This is a genomic window from Staphylococcus sp. FSL W8-0774, assembly GCF_038006785.1.
Taxonomy (GTDB): Bacteria; Bacillota; Bacilli; order Staphylococcales; family Staphylococcaceae; genus Staphylococcus; species Staphylococcus pasteuri.
Window position 1 is genome coordinate 358,755 of sequence record NZ_JBBOVW010000001.1, and the last position, 24,673, is coordinate 383,427.

At 32.6% G+C, this 24,673-nt stretch carries 24 protein-coding genes; 16 read left to right on the top strand and 8 right to left on the bottom strand.

All coding sequences use genetic code 11. From position 1 onward, the window contains the following. The first annotated feature begins 37 nt into the window (after positions 1–37). Both NSQ15_RS01585 and NSQ15_RS01590 read left to right on the top strand, forming a co-directional pair. Positions 38–1,192, top strand: coding sequence for an aminotransferase class I/II-fold pyridoxal phosphate-dependent enzyme (locus tag NSQ15_RS01585; protein WP_217194141.1), 1,155 nt, complete (start codon positions 38–40; stop codon positions 1,190–1,192). Between the two features lie 18 nt (positions 1,193–1,210). Next, the gene (locus tag NSQ15_RS01590) at positions 1,211–2,209 is read left to right on the top strand and encodes a D-lactate dehydrogenase (protein ID WP_154874028.1); all 999 of its coding nucleotides are present in this window, start codon (positions 1,211–1,213) and stop codon (positions 2,207–2,209) included. A gap of 99 nt (positions 2,210–2,308) precedes the next feature. Here NSQ15_RS01590 and copZ read toward each other — a convergent pair whose 3' ends face one another. The 3 genes from copZ to NSQ15_RS01605 form a co-directional block, all read right to left on the bottom strand. Next, positions 2,309–2,515: a copper chaperone CopZ gene (gene copZ / locus NSQ15_RS01595; protein WP_029055984.1), complete on the bottom strand. Its 207-nt coding sequence runs from the start codon at positions 2,513–2,515 to the stop codon at positions 2,309–2,311. A 91-nt stretch (positions 2,516–2,606) separates the two neighbouring features. After that, the gene (locus NSQ15_RS01600; protein WP_340746887.1) at positions 2,607–4,991 is read right to left on the bottom strand and encodes a heavy metal translocating P-type ATPase; all 2,385 of its coding nucleotides are present in this window, start codon (positions 4,989–4,991) and stop codon (positions 2,607–2,609) included. Positions 4,992–5,206: 215 nt separating this feature from the next. After that, on the bottom strand, positions 5,207–5,413 hold the full coding sequence (locus NSQ15_RS01605) for a hypothetical protein (protein WP_029055986.1): 207 nt from the start codon (positions 5,411–5,413) through the stop codon (positions 5,207–5,209). Positions 5,414–5,605: 192 nt separating this feature from the next. Here NSQ15_RS01605 and NSQ15_RS01610 point away from each other — a divergent pair, with 192 nt between their 5' ends. From NSQ15_RS01610 to NSQ15_RS01625, 4 genes are all read left to right on the top strand, one after another. Further along, on the top strand, positions 5,606–6,475 hold the full coding sequence (locus NSQ15_RS01610) for an SDR family oxidoreductase (protein WP_154874030.1): 870 nt from the start codon (positions 5,606–5,608) through the stop codon (positions 6,473–6,475). A gap of 42 nt (positions 6,476–6,517) precedes the next feature. Beyond that, positions 6,518–7,081 (top strand): sugar O-acetyltransferase, encoded by a 564-nt coding sequence (locus NSQ15_RS01615; RefSeq protein ID WP_017636581.1) that lies wholly within the window; start codon positions 6,518–6,520, stop codon positions 7,079–7,081. Between the two features lie 334 nt (positions 7,082–7,415). Further along, positions 7,416–8,960, top strand: a complete 1,545-nt coding sequence (gene pruA / locus NSQ15_RS01620) for an L-glutamate gamma-semialdehyde dehydrogenase (RefSeq protein ID WP_154874032.1) — start codon at positions 7,416–7,418, stop codon at positions 8,958–8,960. Between the two features lie 211 nt (positions 8,961–9,171). Further along, on the top strand, positions 9,172–9,636 hold the full coding sequence (locus NSQ15_RS01625; RefSeq protein WP_154835387.1) for a hypothetical protein: 465 nt from the start codon (positions 9,172–9,174) through the stop codon (positions 9,634–9,636). A gap of 57 nt (positions 9,637–9,693) precedes the next feature. Here the strand turns inward: NSQ15_RS01625 and NSQ15_RS01630 are convergent, their stop codons facing one another. After that, the gene (locus NSQ15_RS01630) at positions 9,694–10,026 is read right to left on the bottom strand and encodes a YrhK family protein (RefSeq protein ID WP_046466995.1); all 333 of its coding nucleotides are present in this window, start codon (positions 10,024–10,026) and stop codon (positions 9,694–9,696) included. Positions 10,027–10,115: 89 nt separating this feature from the next. Between NSQ15_RS01630 and NSQ15_RS01635 the strand changes: the two genes are divergently transcribed. After that, positions 10,116–10,637, top strand: a complete 522-nt coding sequence (locus NSQ15_RS01635; protein ID WP_017636577.1) for a methylated-DNA--[protein]-cysteine S-methyltransferase — start codon at positions 10,116–10,118, stop codon at positions 10,635–10,637. 112 nt (positions 10,638–10,749) lie between these two features. Here NSQ15_RS01635 and NSQ15_RS01640 read toward each other — a convergent pair whose 3' ends face one another. Then, a complete protein-coding gene (locus NSQ15_RS01640; RefSeq protein WP_029055990.1) occupies positions 10,750–11,916 on the bottom strand; it encodes a hydroxymethylglutaryl-CoA synthase in 1,167 nt (388 codons plus the stop codon). A 248-nt stretch (positions 11,917–12,164) separates the two neighbouring features. On the opposite strand from NSQ15_RS01640, the gene NSQ15_RS01645 reads away from it, so the two are divergent. Then, positions 12,165–13,520, top strand: coding sequence for a hydroxymethylglutaryl-CoA reductase, degradative (locus tag NSQ15_RS01645; RefSeq protein WP_256219682.1), 1,356 nt, complete (start codon positions 12,165–12,167; stop codon positions 13,518–13,520). Positions 13,521–13,576: 56 nt separating this feature from the next. On the opposite strand, the gene NSQ15_RS01650 is transcribed toward NSQ15_RS01645, so the two are convergent. Together NSQ15_RS01650 and NSQ15_RS01655 are read right to left on the bottom strand one after the other, a co-directional pair. Further along, positions 13,577–14,014: a CHAP domain-containing protein gene (locus NSQ15_RS01650; protein ID WP_070453153.1), complete on the bottom strand. Its 438-nt coding sequence runs from the start codon at positions 14,012–14,014 to the stop codon at positions 13,577–13,579. Between the two features lie 452 nt (positions 14,015–14,466). Beyond that, positions 14,467–14,682: a sterile alpha motif-like domain-containing protein gene (locus NSQ15_RS01655; protein WP_002450133.1), complete on the bottom strand. Its 216-nt coding sequence runs from the start codon at positions 14,680–14,682 to the stop codon at positions 14,467–14,469. A 212-nt stretch (positions 14,683–14,894) separates the two neighbouring features. On the opposite strand from NSQ15_RS01655, the gene cidR reads away from it, so the two are divergent. From cidR to ptsG, 5 genes are all read left to right on the top strand, one after another. Next, on the top strand, positions 14,895–15,773 hold the full coding sequence (gene cidR, locus NSQ15_RS01660; RefSeq protein WP_154835385.1) for a cidABC operon transcriptional activator CidR: 879 nt from the start codon (positions 14,895–14,897) through the stop codon (positions 15,771–15,773). A gap of 214 nt (positions 15,774–15,987) precedes the next feature. Continuing rightward, positions 15,988–16,380: a CidA/LrgA family protein gene (locus NSQ15_RS01665; protein WP_017636571.1), complete on the top strand. Its 393-nt coding sequence runs from the start codon at positions 15,988–15,990 to the stop codon at positions 16,378–16,380. After that, the gene (locus NSQ15_RS01670) at positions 16,377–17,066 is read left to right on the top strand and encodes an LrgB family protein (protein ID WP_017636570.1); all 690 of its coding nucleotides are present in this window, start codon (positions 16,377–16,379) and stop codon (positions 17,064–17,066) included. Before NSQ15_RS01665 ends, NSQ15_RS01670 begins: the two co-directional genes overlap by 4 nt. Before the next feature lie 44 nt (positions 17,067–17,110). Next, complete coding sequence (locus NSQ15_RS01675) at positions 17,111–18,850, top strand: pyruvate oxidase (protein WP_029055994.1); 1,740 nt, start codon at positions 17,111–17,113, stop codon at positions 18,848–18,850. A gap of 229 nt (positions 18,851–19,079) precedes the next feature. Then, entirely contained in the window at positions 19,080–21,146 is a 2,067-nt protein-coding gene (gene ptsG, locus NSQ15_RS01680; protein ID WP_029055995.1) for a glucose-specific PTS transporter subunit IIBC, read from the top strand. A gap of 359 nt (positions 21,147–21,505) precedes the next feature. On the opposite strand, the gene NSQ15_RS01685 is transcribed toward ptsG, so the two are convergent. Next, the gene (locus NSQ15_RS01685; protein WP_029056084.1) at positions 21,506–22,561 is read right to left on the bottom strand and encodes a zinc-dependent alcohol dehydrogenase family protein; all 1,056 of its coding nucleotides are present in this window, start codon (positions 22,559–22,561) and stop codon (positions 21,506–21,508) included. A gap of 215 nt (positions 22,562–22,776) precedes the next feature. Between NSQ15_RS01685 and NSQ15_RS01690 the strand changes: the two genes are divergently transcribed. From NSQ15_RS01690 to NSQ15_RS01700, 3 genes are all read left to right on the top strand, one after another. Then, the gene (locus tag NSQ15_RS01690) at positions 22,777–23,184 is read left to right on the top strand and encodes an acyl-CoA thioesterase (RefSeq protein WP_017636567.1); all 408 of its coding nucleotides are present in this window, start codon (positions 22,777–22,779) and stop codon (positions 23,182–23,184) included. A gap of 64 nt (positions 23,185–23,248) precedes the next feature. After that, the gene (locus NSQ15_RS01695) at positions 23,249–23,590 is read left to right on the top strand and encodes a thioredoxin family protein (protein WP_154874036.1); all 342 of its coding nucleotides are present in this window, start codon (positions 23,249–23,251) and stop codon (positions 23,588–23,590) included. Between the two features lie 190 nt (positions 23,591–23,780). Beyond that, positions 23,781–24,629, top strand: a complete 849-nt coding sequence (locus tag NSQ15_RS01700; RefSeq protein WP_046467001.1) for a YitT family protein — start codon at positions 23,781–23,783, stop codon at positions 24,627–24,629. Positions 24,630–24,673 lie beyond the last annotated feature (44 nt).

Below are 24,673 nucleotides of genomic sequence, written 5' to 3' on the forward strand. Positions count from 1 at the left end.
GTTGAATAATGTATAAAGGGGGCGTTTTAAGTTGAAAATGTCGAATCGATTAGCGGCTATCCCTGAGAGTTATTTTGGAAAAACGATGGGACGTAAAATTGAACATGGACCATTACCATTAATCAACATGGCTGTTGGTATTCCAGATGGAGAAACACCACAAGGTATTATTAACCACTTTGCTGAAGCATTAAAAATACCTGAAAATCAAAAATATGGTGCCTTTCACGGTAAAGATACTTTTAAACAAGCTATTGTAGATTTTTATCTAAGACACTACGGGGTCGAATTAGATAAAGATGAAGAAGTATGTATACTATATGGTACAAAAAATGGGTTAGTTGCATTACCAACATGTCTAGCAAATCCAGGTGACAACGTCTTATTACCAGATCCAGGATATACGGATTATTTGGCAGGTGTGATGCTAGCTGACGCTAACCCAGTTCCATTAAATTTAGAACCGCCGTATTATTTACCAAATTGGGATGCAGTGGATGCGGAAATATTAGAAAAAGCAAAGTTAGTTTATTTAACCTATCCTAATAATCCTACAGGTTCAACTGCTACGAAATCAGTGTTTGATGAAGCAATACAAAAATTTAAACATACTGATACCAAAATCATTCATGATTTTGCATACAGCGCATTTGGTTTTGATGCTAAAAATCCAAGTATTTTATCTTCAGAAAATGGAAAGGATGTAGCAGTAGAAATCTTCTCATTATCTAAAGGATACAACATGTCAGGATTTAGAGTAGGTTTCGCAGTAGGTAATCGTGACATGATTCAAGCTTTGAAAAAATATCAAACACATACAAATGCTGGTATGTTTGGGGCGTTACAAGATGCAGCTACTTATGCATTAAATTATTATGATGACTTTTTAGAAGAACAAAATGCCACATTTAAACGAAGACGAGATATCTTTGAGAATAAATTAGAGGAAGCGGGAATACCATTTGTTCATTCAACAGGAGGCATTTATTGCTGGTTGAAGACCCCACCTCAATACGATAGTGAAGCGTTTGAACAGATGTTATTAAAAGAACAATCAATTTTAGTCGCACCTGGTATACCATTTGGTGACAATGGAAAGTATTATGTCAGACTTTCATTAGCATTATCTGAAGAACAACTTGAAACAGCAGCAAAACGATTATCAACATTAACCAATTTATATGAAAAATAATGTGTAGGGGATGTTAGTATGACTAAAATAAAAATAATGAGTGTACGTGATGAGGATATTGTCTATGTTGAAGATTGGGCTAAGAAGAATAACGTTGAATATGAACTATCACGTCATCCTTTAACAGACGATAATATAGATGAAGTAGAAGGATTTGATGGACTATCACTTTCACAACAAATACCTATCTCTGAAGAAGTATTTGTGAAGTTAAAATCATTTGGTATTAAGCAAATCGCTCAAAGAAGTGCGGGATTCGATACGTATGATTTAGAATTGGCATCAAAATATGACATCATTGTTTCCAATGTACCGTCATATTCACCTAGTTCAATTGCTGAATTTGCAGTGACGCAAGCAATTAATGTAGTAAGAAACTTTAACGCAATCCAAAATAAAATGAACGTTCATGATTTTAGATGGGAACCTTCAATATTGTCAAAATCAATAAGTGAATTAAAAGTAGCAGTTATTGGAACAGGTAGAATAGGCAGTATTGCTGCTAAGATTTTCGCACAAGGATATGGTTGTGAAGTTGTAGCATATGATCCATATCCAAATGAACAAAATGAAAAATATGTAACGTATCAACCTACATTACAAGAAGCAATAGAAGGCGCAGATATAGTAACATTGCATGTGCCTGCTACAAAATACAACCACCATTTATTTGATAAACACACATTTTCTCATTTTAAAAAAGGAGCTGTATTTGTAAACTGTGCTAGAGGCTCATTAGTAGATACCAATGCATTATTATCTAGTATAGATAGTGGACAAATCAAAGGAGCTGCTTTAGATACGTATGAATTTGAACGTGGATTATTCCCTAGTGATCAACGTGAACAACAGTTTAATGATCAATTATTGCAACAATTAATTGATAGAGAAGATATCATTATTACGCCGCATATTGCATTTTATACAGATGCTGCAGTAAAAAATTTAATCGTTGATGCATTAGATGCAACATTAGAAGTACTACAAACTGGAACAACACACTTACGAGTAAATTAAAAATGGGGGGATTGAGACATAAACCCCAAAATAAAAGCACTAAGGTGATTAAAAATAAATCATCTTAGTGCTTTATCTATACTCAATGCTTTATTTGAATTATTTAACGTCGTAGCCTTGATCTTCAATAGCATCTTTCATGTCTGATAATTGTACTTTATCTTCATCATAATCGACACGTACTTGACCTTTGTCTAAATTAACTTCTGCTGCAGAAACACCATTGATTCTTGCTAAAGCAGATTCAACTGCATTTTTGCAATGATCGCAACTCATACCTTCTACATTTATAACTTTTTGTCCCATTTTTATTCACCTCTATAATTTAATGACTTAATTTCATTTTATAACTAAGTTGCATGACTTGAAAGTAAATGCATACCAATTAGTGTTGAAATTATTTTATAATACGTTTTAATCTTAGTGCATTTGTGACTACACTGACAGAACTAAGTGCCATAGCAGCCCCTGCAATCCAAGGGGCGAGTAAGCCTAATGCTGCAATAGGAATACCGGCTATATTATAGCCGAATGCCCAAATTAAATTTTGTCGTATGTTGCGCATTGTTAATTGACTAATACTTAATGTTTTAGGTAGTAAGGATAAATCACCACCTAATATAGTTATGTCGGCGGCTTCAATCGCAACTTCAGTTCCAGTACCCATCGCTATACCAATATCAGCTGTTACAAGTGCAGGAGCATCATTAACGCCATCTCCAACCATGGCAACTTGTTTACCTTCCTTTTGTAAGTGTGTTATATGCGCAGATTTTTCGTCAGGAAGTACATTCGCTATAACACGATCAATACCCACTTGTTTTGCAATAGCTTGAGCAGTATTATCATTGTCACCTGTTAGCATAACAACATTAATATTCATATCGTGTAATCGACGAATTGATTCAATTGCATTGTCTTTAATAGTATCTGCTACTGCTATCAGACCTTGATAAACGCCGTTAATAGCGATAAGCATGGCAGTTTTACCATTGTTCTCCCAATCTGTCATTTTAGATTCAATATGATTTGAGAGTTCAACATTATTTGATGTCATTAACTGGCGATTACCTACTAGAACTTGTTTTTGACTAACAGATGCTTCTATTCCATGACCAGGCAGTGCATTAAATGTATCTGTATTTATTAAGTTGATATTATTTGTTTGAGCATAATCAACAATTGCTTTTGCAAGAGGGTGTTCAGAAGCATATTCTGCACTTGCAAGTAATTGTAACGTTTCGTTATCACCCTCAAAATCAGTTACAACAGGCTTACCATTTGTAATAGTACCTGTTTTATCTAATACGATAGTATCAATATTTTGTGCTTGTTCAACGTATTGACCACCTTTAAATAGGATGCCTTTTTCAGCAGCACGACCAGTACCTACCATAATAGATGTTGGAGTTGCCAATCCTAATGAACATGGACAAGCGATAACTAATACTGAAATAGCGGCTACAAGTGCTGGTTCAAATTGTCCAAAATGAACTAACGTAATCCAAATAATAAATGTGAGTAAAGCAATACCTATAACAGTAGGTACAAAATATCCAGAAATTTGATCTGCTAAACGTTGGATAGGTGCTTTAGATCCTTGAGCTTGTTCAACGACTTTAATGATATTAGCTAGTGCGGTATCATTACCTACTTGAGTAGCTTGAATAACAATGGCGCCATTTTGATTAATTGTCGCGCCAATAACTTTATCGTTGATTTGTTTATCTACAGGTATAGATTCACCTGTAAGCATAGATTCATCTATTGACGTTGTACCTTTTAGAATAACGCCATCAACTGGAATCTTTTCACCTGGTTTAATTAAAATATTATCATTTACTTGAACATCTTTTACAGGTATCATCATTTCTTTATTGTCTTTAATAACACGTGCTTCTTTAGCTTGAAGGCTTAATAGTTCACCTAATGCATTAGTAGTTTGTGTTTTAGCTTTCGTTTCTAAATATTTACCAAATAAAATTAAAGTAATTAACACTGCACTCGTTTCAAAATAAAGATGAGGCATTTGAGTTGTGTGATTGAGCCATTTAAACATTTCATAGATACTATAGAAATAGGCAGCACTCGTGCCTAATGCCACTAATACATCCATATTTGCGGAACCATTTTTAAGATTTTTATAGGCGCCTTTATAGAATTGCCAACCTATAATGAATTGTACCGGTGTGGCTAATATGAATTGGAACCATGGATTCATAAATATTGAAGGTAATGGCATATGAAACAAATGAACTAACATCGTTGCTAGTAATGGTATTGATAATATAGCAGCTATGACTAATTTAGTAAGTTGCTTTTTAAGTCGTTTATCTTTATTAGAATATTGATTTTGTCCTTCTTTTACTTTTGCATCATAGCCTAAATTTTGTATTTTAGAAATGAAATCATCGCTATTAACTACTCCACGATAATATTCAACAGTAGCTTGTTCGGTAGTTAAATTGACGTTGGCATTGATAACACCATCAATTTTATTAAGTACTTTTTCAATACGATTAGAACATGCTGCACATGTCATGCCAGAAATCGTTAATTCTACACTTTCTTTAACGACATCATAGCCTAAATGTTGAATTTCGTTAACGTAATCCTCAGTATTATATTGTCCTTGATGATCATCAATTGTTGCTTGCTCAGTTGTAATGTTAACTTGAGCAGTAACATCATCAAGTTTATTGAGTTTCTTTTCTATTCTATTTGAACACGCAGCACATGTCATTCCTGTTATATCTATAGTTGTTTTTTTGTTATTATCCATGTGAAAGCCTCCGTTTCTTCTCATCATTAGTGTACCCCCTACAGGTATATAAGTCAAACACATTGTTTGCCAAAAGAAGAAAGTAAGACTAGATAATAAAAAAATCCCACACAAATATTTTAAGAAACATTTGTGTGGGATTTTATCATCTATATTAACAGCTAATATGCTGGAATTGTAGCTCTTATAAATAGAATGGATTTTTGGTTAACGAGTTAGAAAAAGTCTGAAGGGGAAAATTGTTTAAGATCAATATCTTTAACTTGATTGATGTCATAATTAGAAATATTTTCTAAGATTTGACCATCTTTTGCTTGTTGATAATAACGATCGGCTTCATTAATAACGTCATGAGTTTGGAAAGTTTTGACCACGCCTAAAAGTATAAGAACTGCGATTGCTGATTTTAAAATACGTTTCATGATATTGGCTCCTTTAATGTGTTGGTAGAGTCTATTATAAAAAATATGTTGATAAAAAACATGAGGCTATAGTATTGATGTGAACTCGTACTTCAGTATGATTCTTAAAGAATAGCCCTATAAAGGTGTATAAGTAGTTTTATATGTAAGTTTATAGGGAAGGTGAATAAAGATTAGGAAAGGGGCAAAACTATGAACTTATTAGAATTTCATCAACAAATTAAAGGATATACGCAACCACAACAACCAGGCATTGAAGCTGACATGAATCCTAAACCAATTGCTGAATTAGACGAATATAAAGCAGCTGGAAAATTAAAAGGAAAAGTAGCACTTATTACTGGCGGAGATTCTGGTATTGGACGCTCTGTAGCAATTCTATTTGCTAAAGAAAGTGCTAATGTAGCTATCGGATATTATAATGAACATCAAGATGCAGAAGATACCGTTAATCGATTAAAAGAACTAGGTGTCGAGGCTAAAGCATATGCGCATGATTTAAAAGACGAAAAGCAATCACAACAACTTATCAAAGATGTTGTAGAGGATTTCGGAGGACTTAATATATTAGTTAATAATGGTGGCGTACAATTTCCAAGAGACCATTTTGAAGAAATTACGCCAGAACAAGTTAAAGAAACATTCCAAACTAATATTTTCGGCATGATGTTTTTATCACAAGCTGCCGTACCATATTTAAATGATGGAGATACGATTATTAATACAACAAGTGTGACAGCTTATAGAGGTTCAGGACACTTGATTGATTATTCAGCAACAAAAGGCGCCATTGTATCATTTACGCGTTCATTAGCTACAACACTTATGGAGAAAAATATTCGTGTAAATGCAGTTGCACCTGGACCGATTTATACACCTTTAATTCCTTCTACATTTGATGAAGATAAAGTTGAAAATCAAGGCGGTGGCACTCCTATGGGACGTAGAGGTCAACCAGCAGAGCTAGCACCTTCCTATGTATTTTTAGCTACATCTGCTGATAGTTCTTATATTACTGGACAAGTAATTCATGTTAACGGTGGAGACTACATGACAACATAGGAGTTAATATAGAAAAGAGTAATTGTTAGGGTGAAAAGATTAATGACTGAAAAGGAAAAAATGTTAGCTCATCAGTGGTATGATGCTAATTTTGATAATGAATTAATTGAAGATAGAAAGAAAGCTAAAGACTTATGTTTTGAATATAATCATACGAGACCTAGTAATGAAACAAAAAGACATGAGATATTATCGACTTTATTTAATGCAAAACTTGAAAATATAAGTATAGCGATTCCTTTTGATACAGATTATGGTTGGAATATTACCTTTGGAAAAAATGTATTTTTAAATACTAATTGCTATCTAATGGATGGCGGAGGTATCACTTTTGGAGATAATGTATTTGTTGGTCCCAATTGTGGATTCTATACAGCAACACATCCATTAAAGTTTAAAGACAGAAATAAAGGTTTAGAATTAGCTGAAGAAATTATAGTAGGAAGTAATACATGGTTTGGGGGTAATGTAGCAGTTTTACCTGGAGTTACTATAGGTGAAGGCAGTGTAATAGGTGCGGGTAGTGTAGTGTCTAAAGATATACCACCAAATAGTTTAGCAGTAGGTAACCCTTGTAAAGTGATACGTCAAATAGACAATGAATAAATAAATGAGATATAGTCCATAAGATTAATTTAGGTTATTCCTGAATATGATTTCTTATGGACTTGTTTTTTATAAAAAGTAAAATATAAGCCTTTATAAGTTGAGACTAATTTTCGTTTCTTTAATATTTTAGTTAATTTTTGAAATATTAAGATTTTTAAATGAAAGCGATTGCAAAATTACAATGATACATAGTAGAATGAAAGAAAGGTTGAGATAAAGTTGCATTAGCGTGACAGTAACATGAGTAAAATAGCGCACTTATCTAGACCTGTATGTAATTAAACAAAGGGTTCAACAACTCATTTAAATATTTCATAGGGGGTACGCAATAATGGTAGTAGATTTTAAAAATGAACCAGGAATTGATTTTTCTGTTCAAACGAATGTAGATAAATTTAAAGAGACTTTAAAAGCAGTAGAAGGTCAATTAGGTCAAAGTATTCCATTAGTCATTAATGGAGAAAAGATAGATAAAAAAGATCAATTTGAATCTATAAATCCAGCTAATACTTCTCAAACTATTGCTAAAGTTTCAAAAGCAACAAAAGAAGATGTTGAAAAAGCATTTCAATCTGCTAACGAAGCATACCAGACATGGAAAAAATGGTCTCATAAAGATCGTGCTGAATTAATGTTACGTGTTGCTGCAATTATTCGTCGTCGCAAAGAAGAAATTTCTGCTGTTATGGTTTATGAAGCGGGTAAACCATGGGATGAAGCAGTAGGCGATGCGGCTGAGGGTATTGATTTTATTGAATACTATGCACGTTCAATGATGGATTTAGCTGATGGTAAACCGGTTTTAGATAGAGAAGGAGAACATAACAAATACTTCTATAAATCTATAGGAACAGGTGTTACAATTCCACCTTGGAACTTCCCATTTGCAATTATGGCTGGAACAACATTAGCACCAGTTGTAGCAGGTAATACTGTTTTATTAAAACCAGCAGAAGATACGCCGTTAACTGCTTATAAATTAATAGAAATCCTAGAAGAAGCAGGTTTACCAAAAGGTGTAGTTAACTTTGTACCAGGAGATCCTAAAGAAATTGGTGACTACTTAGTAGATCATAAAGACACACACTTTGTCACATTTACTGGTTCAAGAGTAACAGGTACACGTATTTATGAAAGAAGTGCAGTCGTTCAAGAAGGACAAACATTCTTAAAACGCGTTATCGCTGAAATGGGCGGTAAAGATGCTATCGTTGTCGATGAAAATGTTGATACAGATTTAGCAGCAGAATCAATTGTAACATCAGCATTTGGATTTGCAGGTCAAAAATGTTCTGCATGTTCAAGAGCAATTGTGCATCAAAATGTTTATGATGAGGTATTAGAAAAAGCTGTTAAATTAACTAAAGAATTATCTTTAGGAGACACAACAGGCAATACATTTGTAGGACCAGTAATTAATCAAAAACAATTTGATAAAATCAAAAATTATATCGAAATTGGTAAAGAAGAAGGTAAATTAGAACAAGGTGGAGGCACTGATGATTCTACTGGATATTTCATTGAGCCAACTATTTTCTCTGGCTTGAAATCTTCAGACCGAATTATGCAAGAAGAAATCTTCGGCCCAGTTGTTGGATTTGTTAAAGTAAAAGATTTTGATGAAGCGATTGATGTTGCTAATGATACTGACTATGGTTTAACTGGTGCAGTAATTACTAATAATCGTGAACACTGGATTAAAGCTGTAAATGAATACGATGTAGGTAACTTATACTTAAATCGTGGATGTACAGCAGCAGTTGTTGGATATCATCCATTTGGTGGATTCAAAATGTCAGGTACTGACGCTAAAACAGGTAGCCCAGACTACTTATTAAACTTCTTAGAACAAAAAGTTGTATCTGAAATGTTCTAATACAAAATAAAGTAATAGTCAAAGACGTTGTGTAAGTCTATCTCAGATTTATGCAACGTTTTTTTATGAATTCAAGTGCAAAATTAATTTTATAAATATTAAGAAAAGATTGATGAAATATTAATTTTACAGAAAAATGATTAAAACATTTAAATAGTGATATATACTCAATAAGAACTTTTAAATATAAGGCTATTGGGAGGATTTAATCATGAAGGGTAGTAAGAAACTAAATCAATTATTAGAAGATAATGAAAAGAAATTAAAAAAGCTTTTTAAATACGATAAGAAAGAATCTTTGTCATTTACAAAAGAAGATAGAGAAAAAGTTGAAGATCAATATGGAGTTTATGTCATTTTCGATAGTAAGAAACCTATATTTGTTGGTCAAACAGGTGGTTATGCGACAGGTTATAAACCAATTCAAAAAGATTTAAATACAAAATTAGCTCAATATAATTCTAAATCTGATAGTGGTACAACTAAATTCAGAAAAGAACTTGCTAAAAATAAAAATGCAGATACTTCTGAACTAAAAGAAATGACTGCTGAAAATTATGGTTTAACATTCCAATATATTAAAGTTAAAGGGGAACCCGCTTTTATTAATATTTTAGAAATTCTTGCTTTAGAATATGCTAAAGAAAAGGAAATTAAACTTTATAACTTTGCTTAATTAAACAATGACAGCGTCTTATGAATTTAGGCGCTGTCATTTTACTTTTAAATTACTTTAAGTATGTGAATTATTTTTTTCTTCAATATATCGTTTATGATAATATCTAGATAATTTCATATCATGTATAAATGAAATAACAGGTCTTGCTGTCATTTGAATACTACCAATTACAAATAATATCGTACCCAAAGTCATAGTTGCATCACTAAAAAAGAAAAAGCTTCCTACCAAAAATACTAATCCCAAAATAATATCATTAATTTGATATATTGCTTTATAAAAATTGGTGATTTGATTAGCATGATCTTGTGTAGCTAGATCATATTTTTGATTATTAGTGTTTAAATGTAAGTCGACACTGTTTTTATTGTTGTGGTGGGTAAACATGGGTAAACCTCCTTTAAATTCATAACATCAAATACCCTTATAATAATTAATAAAACGCATGAGTTACTATAAAGAAAGGAATGAGTCTAATGGAATATAAAACTTATTATGATTCACCAGTCGGGTTATTAGAACTTGTTAGCGATGGCGAATATCTTACACATGTACTTTATCAAAACCAACAATTAGAAGATGGTCGAGTTGAAAAAGATGATATAAAAGTATTTCAATTAACTAAAGAATGGCTTGATGCTTATTTTAAAGGGGATGTTCCAAACTTAAATATTCCTACTAAACCTCAGGGTACTGAGTTTCAACAATTTGTATGGCAAGAACTCGAAAAAATTGAATACGGGGAATTAACAACTTACGGAGATATAGCTCAAAAAGTAGCAACACGAATGAATAAAGACAAAATGTCAGCTCAGGCAGTTGGTGGCGCAGTTGGGAGTAATCCAATATCTATTATTATTCCATGTCATAGAGTTGTCGCTAAAAATGGAAGTCTTACAGGATATGGTGGAACAATCAAAAACAAAGTAAAATTATTAGAAACTGAAAAAGTAGACATGAGTCCTTTATTTGTACCAAAACATAGTACTAAACCATAAAAATACGTAATTTTTGAGCATTGAATATAAAGATAGCACTAAGATGATTTTCTTCCTAATCATCTTAGTGCTATTATTTTGGAATTTGTATTCCAGTATGGTTTATAGTTTATTATTTTGGAACGTGGTATTCACGAATATTGTCATTAATAGCTTCTAAATAGAAGATAGATTGATCATTGTCTACTGCATCTTGTTGTGCGTCAAATTCTAAATTATCAAAGCGATTGAAGAAGTTTTCATATTCTTCTACTGAAACTTCTTGTCGTTTTTCTAGAGCAGATTGATGACCTTTAGTATCTAATTGATTTTGGAAACCATCAACGACAGTAGCACTAAAGAACTCACCAACAGAACCTGAACCATAACTAAATAATCCGATTGTTTGTCCGCTAGAAAGGTCATGATTTTCTAATAATGATATAAGACTTAAATATAAAGAACCTGTGTAAATATTACCTACATAACGGTTATAATAAACGGCATCTTCATAACCTGTTCTTAAACGTTCTTGTGTTGTTTCATCTGCTTCATCGATAATTGATTCTAAAGCTTTTTTACCCATTTTTGTAAATGGAACATGGAAACATAGTGATTCGAAATCAGCTAACGATTTATTTTCACGTTTTGAATATTCATCCCAGCTATGTTGGAATGAACGGATATATGCATCTTTTGATAATGCACCATCAACAAGTGGATATGCATGGCCAGACGGTCTCCAAAAATCATAGACATCTTCAGTATATGCTACAGCATCATCATTTAATTGTAAGAGGCTAGGATTATGAGAAATCATCATTGCTACGGCACCGGCACCTTGAGTAGGCTCACCACCAGATTGTAAACCGTAACGTGCAGTATCACTTGCGATAACTAATACTTTTTCTTCTGGACGATTTGCTAGATAATCTTTAGCTAATTGAATTGCAGGTGTAGCAGCATAACACGCTTCTTTCATTTCAAAACAACGTGCAAAAGGTTGAATGCCTAGTAAATTGTGGACTTGAACAGCTGCAGCCTTTGCAGAGTCAATTGCAGATTCAGTCGCTACAATAACCATACCGATTTTCTTTTTATCTTCGTCTGTTATAATATCTTTAGCGGCATTAGCGGCCATAGATACGATATCTTGGTTTACAGGACTTACGGCCATTTTAGTTTGGCCAATTCCAATTAAAAATTTATTTGGGTCAACTTGGCGTGCTTCAGCAAGCTTAGCCATGTCTACATAAAATTTTGGTACATAAAAGTTTATTTTATCTATACCTATGTTCATAAGGGTTACATCCTTTCAGTTTTAAAAGTAGCATTAGTATCATACCAAAATAATTTAATGATATACAATGAATATAACAGATTTTGATATGAATGTATAACAGTTATGTAAGCGTTTTAATAATTGCGTTAAATCGCCTGTTATTAATATATAAATTTAAAAAATAGCAAATGATATTGTTATAAATACAGAGATTTTTAGAATATAAAACAAGTAACTTTTACAAAGAAAACTTTAATTGTTTTATAATGGTAATAAGTTTTGTTTTATTTGAATATATAGAATTAAAAGTGATAATTCATAGTGAAAAAAGGAGAAAAAATATGCAAAATTTGGATAAAGGATTTCGTCATTTATCGAGAGAAGATAAATTAAAACAATTAGAAGAATATGGTTGGTTATCTAGCGAAAATCATGACATTTTGTTAAATCATCCACTAATAGATGAAGATATTGCTAATAGTTTAATTGAAAATGTGATTGGCCAAGGTACATTGCCCGTTGGATTATTACCTGAAATTATCGTTGATGAACAACCTTACGTTGTGCCAATGATGGTGGAAGAACCATCAGTAGTTGCTGCTGCGAGTTATGGTGCAAAGCTAGTAAATCAAACTGGCGGATTTAAAACAGTATCAAGCCAACGTTTAATGATCGGACAAATTGTATTTGATGGTGTTGAAGATACTGAAGCTTTGGCACAGGCGATTCAAAATAAAGAAGAACAAATACACCAAATTGCAGATGAAGCCTATCCATCTATTAAAGCAAGAGGTGGAGGTTATCAAAAGATTGACATAGATACATTTCCAGAACAGCAACTGTTATCATTGAAAGTATTTGTAGATACAAAAGATGCGATGGGTGCTAACATGTTAAATACAATATTAGAGGCCATTACAGCACATTTAAAAAATGAATTTCCAGATAAAGACGTATTAATGAGCATATTATCTAATCATGCCACTGCATCTGTTGTCAAAGTACAAGGAGAAATAGACGTTAACGATTTAACTAAAGGTGGTAGAGAAGGTGCGGAAGTAGCACAAAGAATGGAACGTGCGTCTGTATTAGCACAAGTAGATATACACAGAGCTGCTACACACAATAAAGGTGTTATGAATGGTATTCATGCAGTTGTTTTAGCAACTGGTAACGATACGCGTGGTGCAGAAGCGAGTGCGCATGCATACGCTAGCCGTGATGGTCAATATCGTGGTATAGCAACGTGGGAGTATGATTCAGATCGCCAACGATTAATAGGAACAATAGAAGTGCCGATGACTTTAGCTATTGTTGGTGGTGGTACAAAAGTATTACCAATTGCTAAAGCTTCACTTGATTTACTAAATGTCAAAACTGCACAAGAGCTAGGTCATGTTGTTGCAGCGGTTGGATTAGCACAAAACTTTTCTGCGTGTCGCGCATTAGTGTCTGAAGGAATTCAACAAGGTCATATGAGCTTACAATATAAATCATTAGCAATTATCGTAGGTGCTAAAGGCGATGAAATTGCACAAGTTGCTGATGCACTTAAACAAGAAGAACAAGCCAATTCAGCAAAAGCAAAAGAAATTTTAGAACAATTACGTCAAAATTCTTAAACTAAAAAAACGACATGGTATGCATTTAAAGTTGCATATGCCATGTCGTTTTTTATTTAATAGATGTAATTATAATGTCGAGCAGATGATTTTCCTATAATTCTCGTTCCATAATTATATGGACGATTATAGTTATATTCTGATATTTTTATATTTCCATTGCTATAAATTTTCTCAACAACAGCAACATGACCGTAGTAACCTGCAGTAGATTGCATTACCGCATAACGTCTAGGAGTATGACCAGTAGCATAGCCTGAACGTCTTGCATTTGAATACCAGTTCTTCGCATTGCCCCAACGATTAGATATAGGTTTACCTAATTGTGCGCGTCTTTGATAAGCCCACCAAGTGCATTGACCTTTATTATAATAATTTTTATATGAAGCTGCTTCTGACACATGTGTCTGTTCAGCTGTTTGATAAGTTATAGTCCCTGTTAACAAGATTCCAGTAGCGATTATGACACGAGATAGTAATTTTTTAAGTTTCATTTTTTCTCCCAAAAATCGTTTTTTATTTAGTAACCGTATTCATAATAGATGTAAAAAAGGTAGAATACAATATTAGAAATGAATTATACAAGGAACTGTAATGTTACTGAAATATAAATAGGGGTTTTTGTAATAATATTTTATACTTTCATGTAAGTTTCATGTTTTACTCTTATGAATAGAAAGTATATAAGTACAAATAAAAAAGCCATCAACAAAGCACGAAACTTTGTCGACAGCATTAAAAGTATATAAATAAATTTAACATTTCTAAATAAAAGCATATATTGGCAGTAGATGACTGAATTGAAATGTACTTATTTAAAGTTTTTTCAATTCTAGTCATCTTTGGTGGGGTGGAACTACGAAAAATTTCTGTCCCGCTCCCCTCGAGATGATAGACTTCCATGTATTCTTATGTTAGATAAATGCTAAATAACAATTAACATAGATCATACATTAGTGAATTGGTTGAAGACTGACAATGCTCTTTTAACAATAGTCATTGATAAGTCTTCAGGACACGGATTAGTTCGAAAATATGACAATATTTCACTTTGGCTCTTCACTTGTCTAGGAAAATTGTTATCTTGATTAATCCAATCAACCAATTCGCCTAATGGTGTGTCATCACCAAGAAAATTTTGCATAAATTCGTAAAAGCTCAATTCCTCACCTCGAATAATCATTTTGAGCCAAAGCATATTATAACACAATTATCTATTAATATTAATGTGAAAAAACCAATATAAAAACCAATATAAAAACCAATATAAAAACCAATATAAAGCCAATATAAGAGCTGAAATACTTAAACCACGTTAAAACAAAAGCGTTATTGTATAATAATAGGAACAAACTTTTTGAGTAGGTGACATTAGTGGATATTAAACATATGAAATATTTTGTAGAGGTTGTGAAGCAAGGTGGTATGACAAATGCTTCTAAGTTTTTATATATTGCTCAACCTACGATTAGTAAAGCTATTAAAGATATTGAAGACGAAATGGCTGTACCATTGTTCGATAGAGGAAAGAGGCAACTTGTTTTAACAGATGCTGGCAAAATCTTTTACAATAAAAGTAAAGAGATTATCTCCTTATATGAAAATTTACCATCAGAAATCAGTAGTTTATATGGTTTAGAAACCGGTCATATTAACATTGGTCTATCAGCAGTGATGAATATGGAGACTATAATAGGTATGATAGGAGACTTTCATCATCAATTCCCTAATGTGACATTTAACTTTGTTGAACACGGTGGAAAATCAATTGAACAACAAATTTTAAATGATGAATTAGATTTAGGAATAACGACACTTCCTGTCGATCATCAATATTTTGAAGCTTTGTCATTTAATAAGGAATCGTTGTGTGTCGTATTAAACCAAAATCATCCATTAGCCAAGTATCAAACTATTAAAATTAAAGATTTAGCTAACGAAGACTTTATCTTATTTAATGATGATTTTTACTTAAATGATAAAATTATAGAAATAACTAAAAATGCTGGTTTTATACCAAATATGGTTTCTCAAATATCTCAATGGAATGTGATAGAGAATCTTATTAGTAATAGATTAGGGATAAGTATTTTACCACTTTCTATTACTCAATTAATGAACAAAAATGTACGTGCCATTAATATTGAAGATGCAAATGTTGAGTGGGAACTAGGATTAGTATGGAAAAAGGATAAACGTCTTAGTTATGCGACTAATAAATGGATAGAATATTTAAGAGATAGATTAACCTAACATAAATTTCCTTAAAATATTCATATGACTTAAAATTTTAACATTTATAATAATAGAATTAATCTTTACAAAAGAAAACGCTTTCATAGATTTGAGGAATGTTTAGTATTCGAAAAATGTATTTTAATAATAGAAAAAGGAAGACTATAATTATAAATATCACTAAAAAATTGTTGTAACAATTTAGACAAATTTTTTAGAAGGGAAAGATAGCATGCATAAGGTGAGAGATTTCATACATCTTATTGTACAACTCGTACTTATTTTAATTATTTCATTCATCGGTACCGAAGTGCAGCGCTTATTACACATCCCTTTAGCAGGTAGTATTGTAGGTCTCATCATTTTTTACCTATTATTACAGTTCAAAATAATTCCTGTATCGTGGGTGAATGAAGGTGCAGACTTCCTATTAAAAACGATGGTATTTTTCTTTATTCCATCTGTTGTCGGCGTTATGGATGTAGTATCAGACATTACGCTTAACTATCTATTGTTCTTTTTAATTATTATTTTAGGAACATGTTTAGTAGCATTATCCTCAGGCTATATCGCTGAAAAATTGGTGAACAGAAAAGATATAGGAAAAGGGATGGATGAGTTATGAATAACATATTACAAGCAGCAGTTATGATAATTATAACGATTGTGGTATATGTTATTTCTAAAAAACTGCAAGACAAATATAAAAATCCATTTCTTAATCCAGCATTAATTGCATCAATTATCATTATAGCGATACTTCTTATGTTTGATATTAGTTATAAAGGATACATGAAAGGTGGAGAATGGATAAATCATATATTAAACGCAACGGTCGTTTGTTTGGCTTATCCACTCTATCAAAACAGACATAAGATAAAGAAATACCTTTTTGTGATTTTCACGAGCGTGTTAACTGGTGTAATACTTAATTTTATGTTAGTATACGTAACGTTGAAAATCTTCGGCTATTCAAAAGAAACGATTGTTACTATGTTGCCGAGGTCTATCACAGCAGCTGTTGGGATAGAAGTTTCTAACGAACTTGGCGGCACAGATACAATGACTGTACTTTTTATAATAGCTACAGGGTTAATAGGCAGTATTCTAGGTTCAATGCTATTGCGTATGGGAGGCTTTAAATCTTCAATCGCGAGAGGCTTAACATATGGTAACGCTTCTCACGCTTTCGGTACAGCAAAAGCACTAGAATTAGATATAGAATCAGGCGCATTTAGTTCGATTGGTATGATATTAACTGCAGTAATCAGTTCGATTTTAATACCAATACTTATTTTATTGTTCTATTAAAGGGAAGAAACTCATATAAATAGAAAGGGAGGCTATTTGGAAAAATGGCAAAAATCAAAGCAAATGAAGCATTAGTTAAAGCATTAGAAGCATGGGACATCGATCACTTATATGGTATACCAGGAGACTCAATCGACGCAGTAGTTGACTCATTACGTACAGTAAGAGACTCATTTAAATTCTACCACGTACGTCACGAAGAAGTAGCAAGTTTAGCTGCTGGTAGTTATACAAGAATTACAGGTAAAATCGGAGTAGCATTAAGTATTGGTGGACCTGGTTTAATCCACTTATTAAATGGTATGTATGACGCTAAAATGGATAGCGTTCCTCAATTAGTTATTTCTGGTCAAACAAATAGTGATAAATTAGGTACTGGTGCTTTCCAAGAAACTAATTTATCTAAATTATGTGAAGATGTAGCTGTTTATAACCACCAAATTCAAAAAGGCGACAACGTATTTGAAATCGTTAATGAAGCGATTCGTACAGCTTATGAGCAAAAAGGTGTAGCAGTAATCATCTGTCCAAATGACTTATTAACTCAACAAATTAAAGACACTACTAACAAACCAGTAAATACAACTAAACCTAAAGCAATTGCACCTAAATTCAAAAACATCAAAAAAGCTGCTAAATTAATCAATAAAAGTAAAAAACCAGTTGTTCTTTTCGGTGTTGGTGCACAACATGCTAAAGATGAATTACGTGAATTTATAGAAATGGCTAAAATCCCAGCTATTCATTCATTACCAGCAAAAGCAATCCTTGCTGATGATCATCCATACAACTTAGGTAACTTAGGACAAATCGGTACTAAAGTATCATATCAAACAATCCAAGATGCAGATCTTTTAATTATGATTGGTACTAACTTCCCATTCGTTAAATATTTACCTAAGAAAAATATTAAAGCAATCCAAATTGATACTAATGAAGCACATATTAGTCACCGTTTCGATATCAACGTTGGTATCTTAGGAGACGCTAAAATTGCATTAGAACAATTAAGCGAAAACATTAAACACGTTGCTAAACGTCCATTCTTAGACAAAACTTTAGAACGTAAAGCAGTATGGGATAAATGGATGGAACAAGATTTAAATAATAATAATTCACCATTACGTCCAGAACGTTTAATGAAAGCTATCAATGACAACTTAAAAGACGATGCTATTGTTTCAGCAGACGTTGGTACTTCAACAGTATGGTCAACTCGTTATTTAAACTTAGGTGTAAATAACAAATTTATGATCTCAAGTTGGTTAGGTACTATGGGTTGTGCACTTCCAGGTGCTATGGCAGCTAAAGTTGCTTACCCAGACCGTCAATCAGTAGCAATTGCAGGGGATGGCGCATTCCAAATGGTAATGCAAGACTTTGCAACTGCAGTTCAATACGACTTACCATTAACAATTTTCGTATTAAACAACAAACAATTAGCGTTCATTAAATATGAACAACAAGCTGCTGGTGAATTAGAATATGCCATTGATTTCTCTGATATGGATCATGCTAAATTCGCTGAAGCTGCTGGCGGTAAAGGTTATACAGTTAAAGACGCTAGTCGTTTAGATGATATTGTTGAAGAAGCAATGTCACAAAACGTTCCAACTATCGTTGATGTACATGTTGACCCTAATGCTGCACCATTACCAGGTAAAATTGTTAACTCAGAAGCACTTGGTTATGGTAAATGGGCATACAGATCAATTACTGAAGATAAACATTTAGACTTTGATCAAATCCCACCAATCTCAGTAGCAACAAAACGTTTCTTATAATATAGATTCTATAAATCTCAACCAACTCGTTTTGGTTGAGATTTTTTTAAAATAAACTATTGTAAACGCTTCAGCTAATGTGTATACTATATTTAAATTAAAAATAACATTTGCGTGTTACTGGTGATGCAGGCATGAGCAAACATTTGGCCATTTATTATGGTCTTGTTTGTTCATGTCTTTTTTTATGTACATGTAAATGACTACAATATGAGAGGAATGTTTTTATATGTTTAAAAAGCTCTTTGGGCAATTGCAACGTATAGGTAAAGCGTTAATGTTACCTGTGGCAATTTTACCAGCAGCTGGGATTTTACTTGCATTTGGGAATGCAATGCACAATGAACAGTTAGTCAAAATTGCGCCTTGGTTAACAAATAATGTCTTTGTTATGATTTCTTCTATTATGGAAGCAGCAGGACAAGTCATTTTTGACAACTTACCACTATTATTCGCAGTCGGTACAGCACTTGGATTAGCAGGAGGAGATGGTGTAGCAGCATTAGCAGCACTCGTTGGTTATTTAATTATGAATGCCACTATGGGTAAATATTTAAATATTACAATTGATGATATCTTCTCTTATGCAAAAGGTGCTAAAGAATTAAGTCAAGCTGCTAAACAACCTGAATTTGCGTTAGTGTTAGGTATCCCTACACTACAAACTGGTGTGTTTGGCGGTATTATCATGGGAGCCGTAGCCGCATGGTGTTATAACAAATACTATAATATTACGTTACCAGCATTTTTAGGATTCTTTGCAGGTAAACGTTTCGTCCCTATAGCAACATCTGTGGCCGCAATTATTGTTGGTATTGTATTAAGTTGGGTATGGCCACCTATTCAAACAGGTTTAAATGATTTATCAAACTTCTTATTAACGAAAAACTTAGTATTAACAACATTTATTTTTGGTGTTATTGAACGTTCACTAATTCCATTTGGTTTGCATCATATTTTCTATGCACCATTCTGGTTCGAGTTCGGACATTATACAAACCATGCTGGTGAATTGGTTCGTGGTGACCAACGTATTTGGATGGCTCAATTAAAAGACGGTGTACCATTTACTGCTGGTACATTTACTACTGGTAAATATCCATTTATGATGTTTGGTTTACCAGCTGCAGCATTTGCTATTTATAAAAATGCTCGTCCAGAACGTAAAAAAATTGTTGGTGGTTTGATGCTATCAGCAGGATTAACATCATTCTTAACAGGTATTACAGAACCACTTGAGTTCTCATTCTTATTTGTAGCGCCATTGTTATATGCAATCCACGTTGTATTAGCAGGTTCTTCATTCTTAATTATGCATTTATTAGGTGTGAAAATTGGTATGACATTCTCTGGTGGATTCATAGACTATGTATTATTCGGATTATTAAACTGGCATAGAACAAATGCGTTATTAGTTATTCCAGTAGGTATCGTATATGCACTGGTTTATTATTTCTTATTCGATTTTGCTATCAGAAAGTTCAATTTAAAAACGCCTGGTAGAGAAGATAAAGAACAAGAAGTCAGAAATTCAAGTGTGGCTAAATTACCATTTGATGTATTAGATGCAATGGGTGGTAAAGAGAATATTAAACATTTAGATGCTTGTATCACTCGTTTACGTGTTGAAGTTAATGATAAAGCAAAAGTAGACGTACCAGGACTAAAAGCATTAGGTGCTTCTGGTGTACTTGAAGTTGGTAATAACATGCAAGCTATTTTTGGTCCAAAATCAGATCAAATTAAACATGATATGGCAAAAATCATGAGTGGTGAAATTACTAAACCAAGTGAAACAACTGTCACTGAAGAAGATTCAGAAGAACCAGTACACGTAGAAAATATTGCTGAAACTGAAATCTATGCGCCAGGTGTTGGACAAATTATTCCATTATCTGAAGTACCTGATAAAGTATTCTCTGAAAAAATGATGGGAGACGGTATTGGATTTATACCTGAAAAAGGTGAAATCGTTGCGCCATTTGACGGTACAGTGAAGACAATATTCCCAACAAAACATGCGATTGGATTAGAATCTGATACAGGAATTGAATTATTAATTCATATTGGTATAGATACAGTTAAGTTAAATGGAGAAGGTTTTGAAAGTTTAGTCAATGCGGATGAACCAGTGACTCAAGGTCAACCATTAATGAAAGTAAACTTAGCATATCTTAAAGAAAATGCACCAAGCATTGTGACACCATTAGTTATCACAAACTTGGATAACAAAACGTTAACAGTGGACGATATTAAAGATGTTGAGCCAAGTAAACGTATTATGAAAGTTAAATAATTAATAGAGATAAAGTATCAGGGATATAAAGTTCTTGGACAAGTGAAAATAGACAATTTCTATTGGAATAATATAGAAATTGTCTATTTTATTATTTTTTTTAAGTAATTTAGTATGAAATTGCATATAAATACATAGTATTTATGGCAAGACTCCTGAGGGAACAGTACTAGTTGAAGACCTTAGAAATTCTCACAGATTTATCTGTGTAGTATTTCTGGCTGAAACTGTACCCTTGGAAAGCGAAGCCATACAATACGAAGTATTGGGTATAAAGAAAGCACTAAGATGATTAAAATAAATCATCTTAGTGCTATTATTTTAGGATTCATGTCACAGTCTATTTTATATCTAAAGGATTATGCTTCTGTAATATCATTTTCAATTAATAATTTAATCGCTTTATGGTCAGTAGCATTTCTAAATAAATCATATGCGTTTTCAATCTCGCTTAACTTACTATAGTGAGTAACTAGTTGTTCAGGTTGAATGATTTTACTTTTTAATGCTTCTAATAGTTCTTCTGTAGTATTACCTGAAACTAAACCAGTAGAGACATTGATATTTTTGATCCATAATTTGTCGATATCAAATTGAACTGGTAAACCGTGAACACCGACATTAGCAATTGTACCATCGACACCAATTAATTTTTGACATAAATCAAATGTTTGAGGAATACCTACAGCTTCAATAGCGACATCGACGCCGCGATGATTGAGCTCATAGACTTCTTTAATAGCTTGTTCAACATTACTAGAATTGATAGTATGTGTCGCGCCAAGTGATTTGGCAGTTTCCAAACGGTTATCATCTAAATCAATCATAATAATTTTTGACGGAGAATAGAATTGTGCAGTTAATAATGTAGCTAAACCGACTGGTCCAGCACCAACAATAGCTACAGTACTACCGGGTTTAACCTTTCCTTTTAATACACCAATCTCATAACCAGTTGGTAAAATATCTGAAAGCATAACTAAAGCTTCATCTGGTAATGAGTCAGGTGCATGATATAACGAGTTATCTGCAAAAGGAACTTTAACATATTCTGCCTGTGTACCATTAATTAAATGTCCTAAAATCCATCCACCGTCATTTTCACAGTGTGCATAAATGCCTTTTTTACAGTAATAGCATTTACCACAAGAAGATACTGCAGAGACAATGACTTTATCTCCAACTTTAAAGTTGTTCACATTAGATCCAACTGATTCAACAATACCGATACCTTCGTGACCAAGTGTTGTATTTTCAGGTACTTCTGGAGTATCACCTTTGATAATGTGTAAGTCTGTACCACAAATAGTCGTTTTGACCATTCTAATAATAGCGTCAGTACTTTCTGTAATGACTGGCTTTTCCTTATCAATTAACTTTGCTACACCAGGTTTTGAGTAATTATAGGCTTTCATAGGAATCCCTCCATTTTAATGTGAATGATTTCACATCTATTATACCATAATTTAAAATTTTTGAATTGTTTTCTATTAAAATAATGATTATAAATAATAGAATAATATAGTTATAAAAAAGAGCCCCGGTAAACATGGTAAAGTCCACAAAGATGAAAATAATGTTTAAATAGCTTAAAATAGACATGAATATAGATATAAGGGAGAAATTAATAATGGATACTGAAGAAGGCAAATTAATTGTTGATACAGAGATAGAAGTAAATGGATATGATATTGATGCAATGGGGATTGTAAGTAATATCGTGTTTATAAGATGGTTTGAAGATTTACGCACCATTTTTATTAATCAATATATGAATTATTCAGAAATGATATCTAAAGGCATTTCACCAATTTTAATGAAAACGGAAGCGGATTATAAAGTACCAGTAACGATACACGATAGACCGAGAGCACGTTGTTGGATGATTAAAGCAAGTAAAATGAAATGGATATTCAAATTTGAAATCTCATCTGAAGATAAAGTACATTGTATAGGTTACCAAACAGGTGGTTTTTATGATTTAGAAAAGCAAAAAATAACGAAGTTACCTCAAGTTTTTCAAGATATAATGAAATAAAGTGAAAATTCGCACTTATATTAAAGATGATCTGTACTAATTTTAACTCGAGAGGGTGTATGGTATGACTGAGACAATTCGAGATGTAGCACAATTTAAAACTTTCATTAATCAACATCCATTAGTTGTAGTTCATGTGATGAGACATCACTGTAGTGTTTGTCATGCCGTGTTACCTCAAGTGAAAGACTTATTACAAGAAACGTTTCCTCAAGTGAAATTAGCTATTATTAATCAAAATGAAGTAACAGATATTGCAGGAGAATTATCTATTTTTACCGTACCTGTAGATTTAATATTTATGAATGGTAAAGAAATGCATAGACAATGTAGGTTTATTGATTTACAAAAATTTGAACGCCAGTTAACACCGATGTATGAACAAATATACGAAAGTTCAAAATAATAAATAGGTTTACAGACACTCGAATGAAATTAATGTTCGAGTGTTTTTTTATATACTAAATTCTCATTATACGATTTAACCCGAGTTGGTGGGACGTGTAATAATTAAGTGTTATGATAGAAAACGTGTGAAATTTTTATATAAAAATACGATAGTAACGATTTAAGCAGTGTTACAGAAGGAGGCTAAAATGGCAAAACATTCTCGTACTTATCATATTAAAAATACAGTTTTCTGTCTTGTAGGAACACTATTAATTGCGCTCGGTGTAAATAGTTTTGTGATACCTGGTAACCTTGGTGAGGGCGGCGCTATTGGTATGTCCCTTGTATTAAAATATACCCTAGGTTTATCACCGGCGCTTACATCTTTCCTCATTAATGCTATTTTAATTATCATTGGTTGGAAATATTTGAGTAAAACGACGGCAATTTATACAGTGATTACGATTACAGCCAGCTCCATTTTCTTAGATTTAACTAAAAGTTTTAGTTTAGGAATTAATGAAAACTTTATTAATGCAGTCTTTGCTGGTGTATTAATCGGTATAGGTTCAGGCCTAGTAATTGCATCACGAAGTACATTAGGTGGTACATCAGTCATTGCACGTATTATAAGTAAATATTCAGAAGTCAAAACATCCCAAGCGTTATTTATATTAGACGCATTGGTAGTACTATCATTTTTACTAGTGTTGCCTATCACTAATGTACTATATACAATCGTTATGCTATTTATTGTCGAAAAAACGATGGCATTTGTAGTAGAAGGATTTAATCCTAAAAAAGCAGTAACAGTTATTTCAGATCACAATAAAGATATTAGTTCTGAAATATACCAAGCTACTGGAAGAGGATCAACATTGTTAGATGGTAAAGGTGCTTATCAATTAGATAATACAGATATATTATATGCAGTAGTATCTCAAAGTCAGATTGCTACAGTAAAGAAAATTGTTAACCGTTATGATGACAATGCATTTCTTGTTATTCATGATGTAAGAGACGTTTTAGGTAACGGATTTATGAATATTAAATAAACTTAAAAAGACTTTTATAACGCGAAAAATTCGAAATTATTATA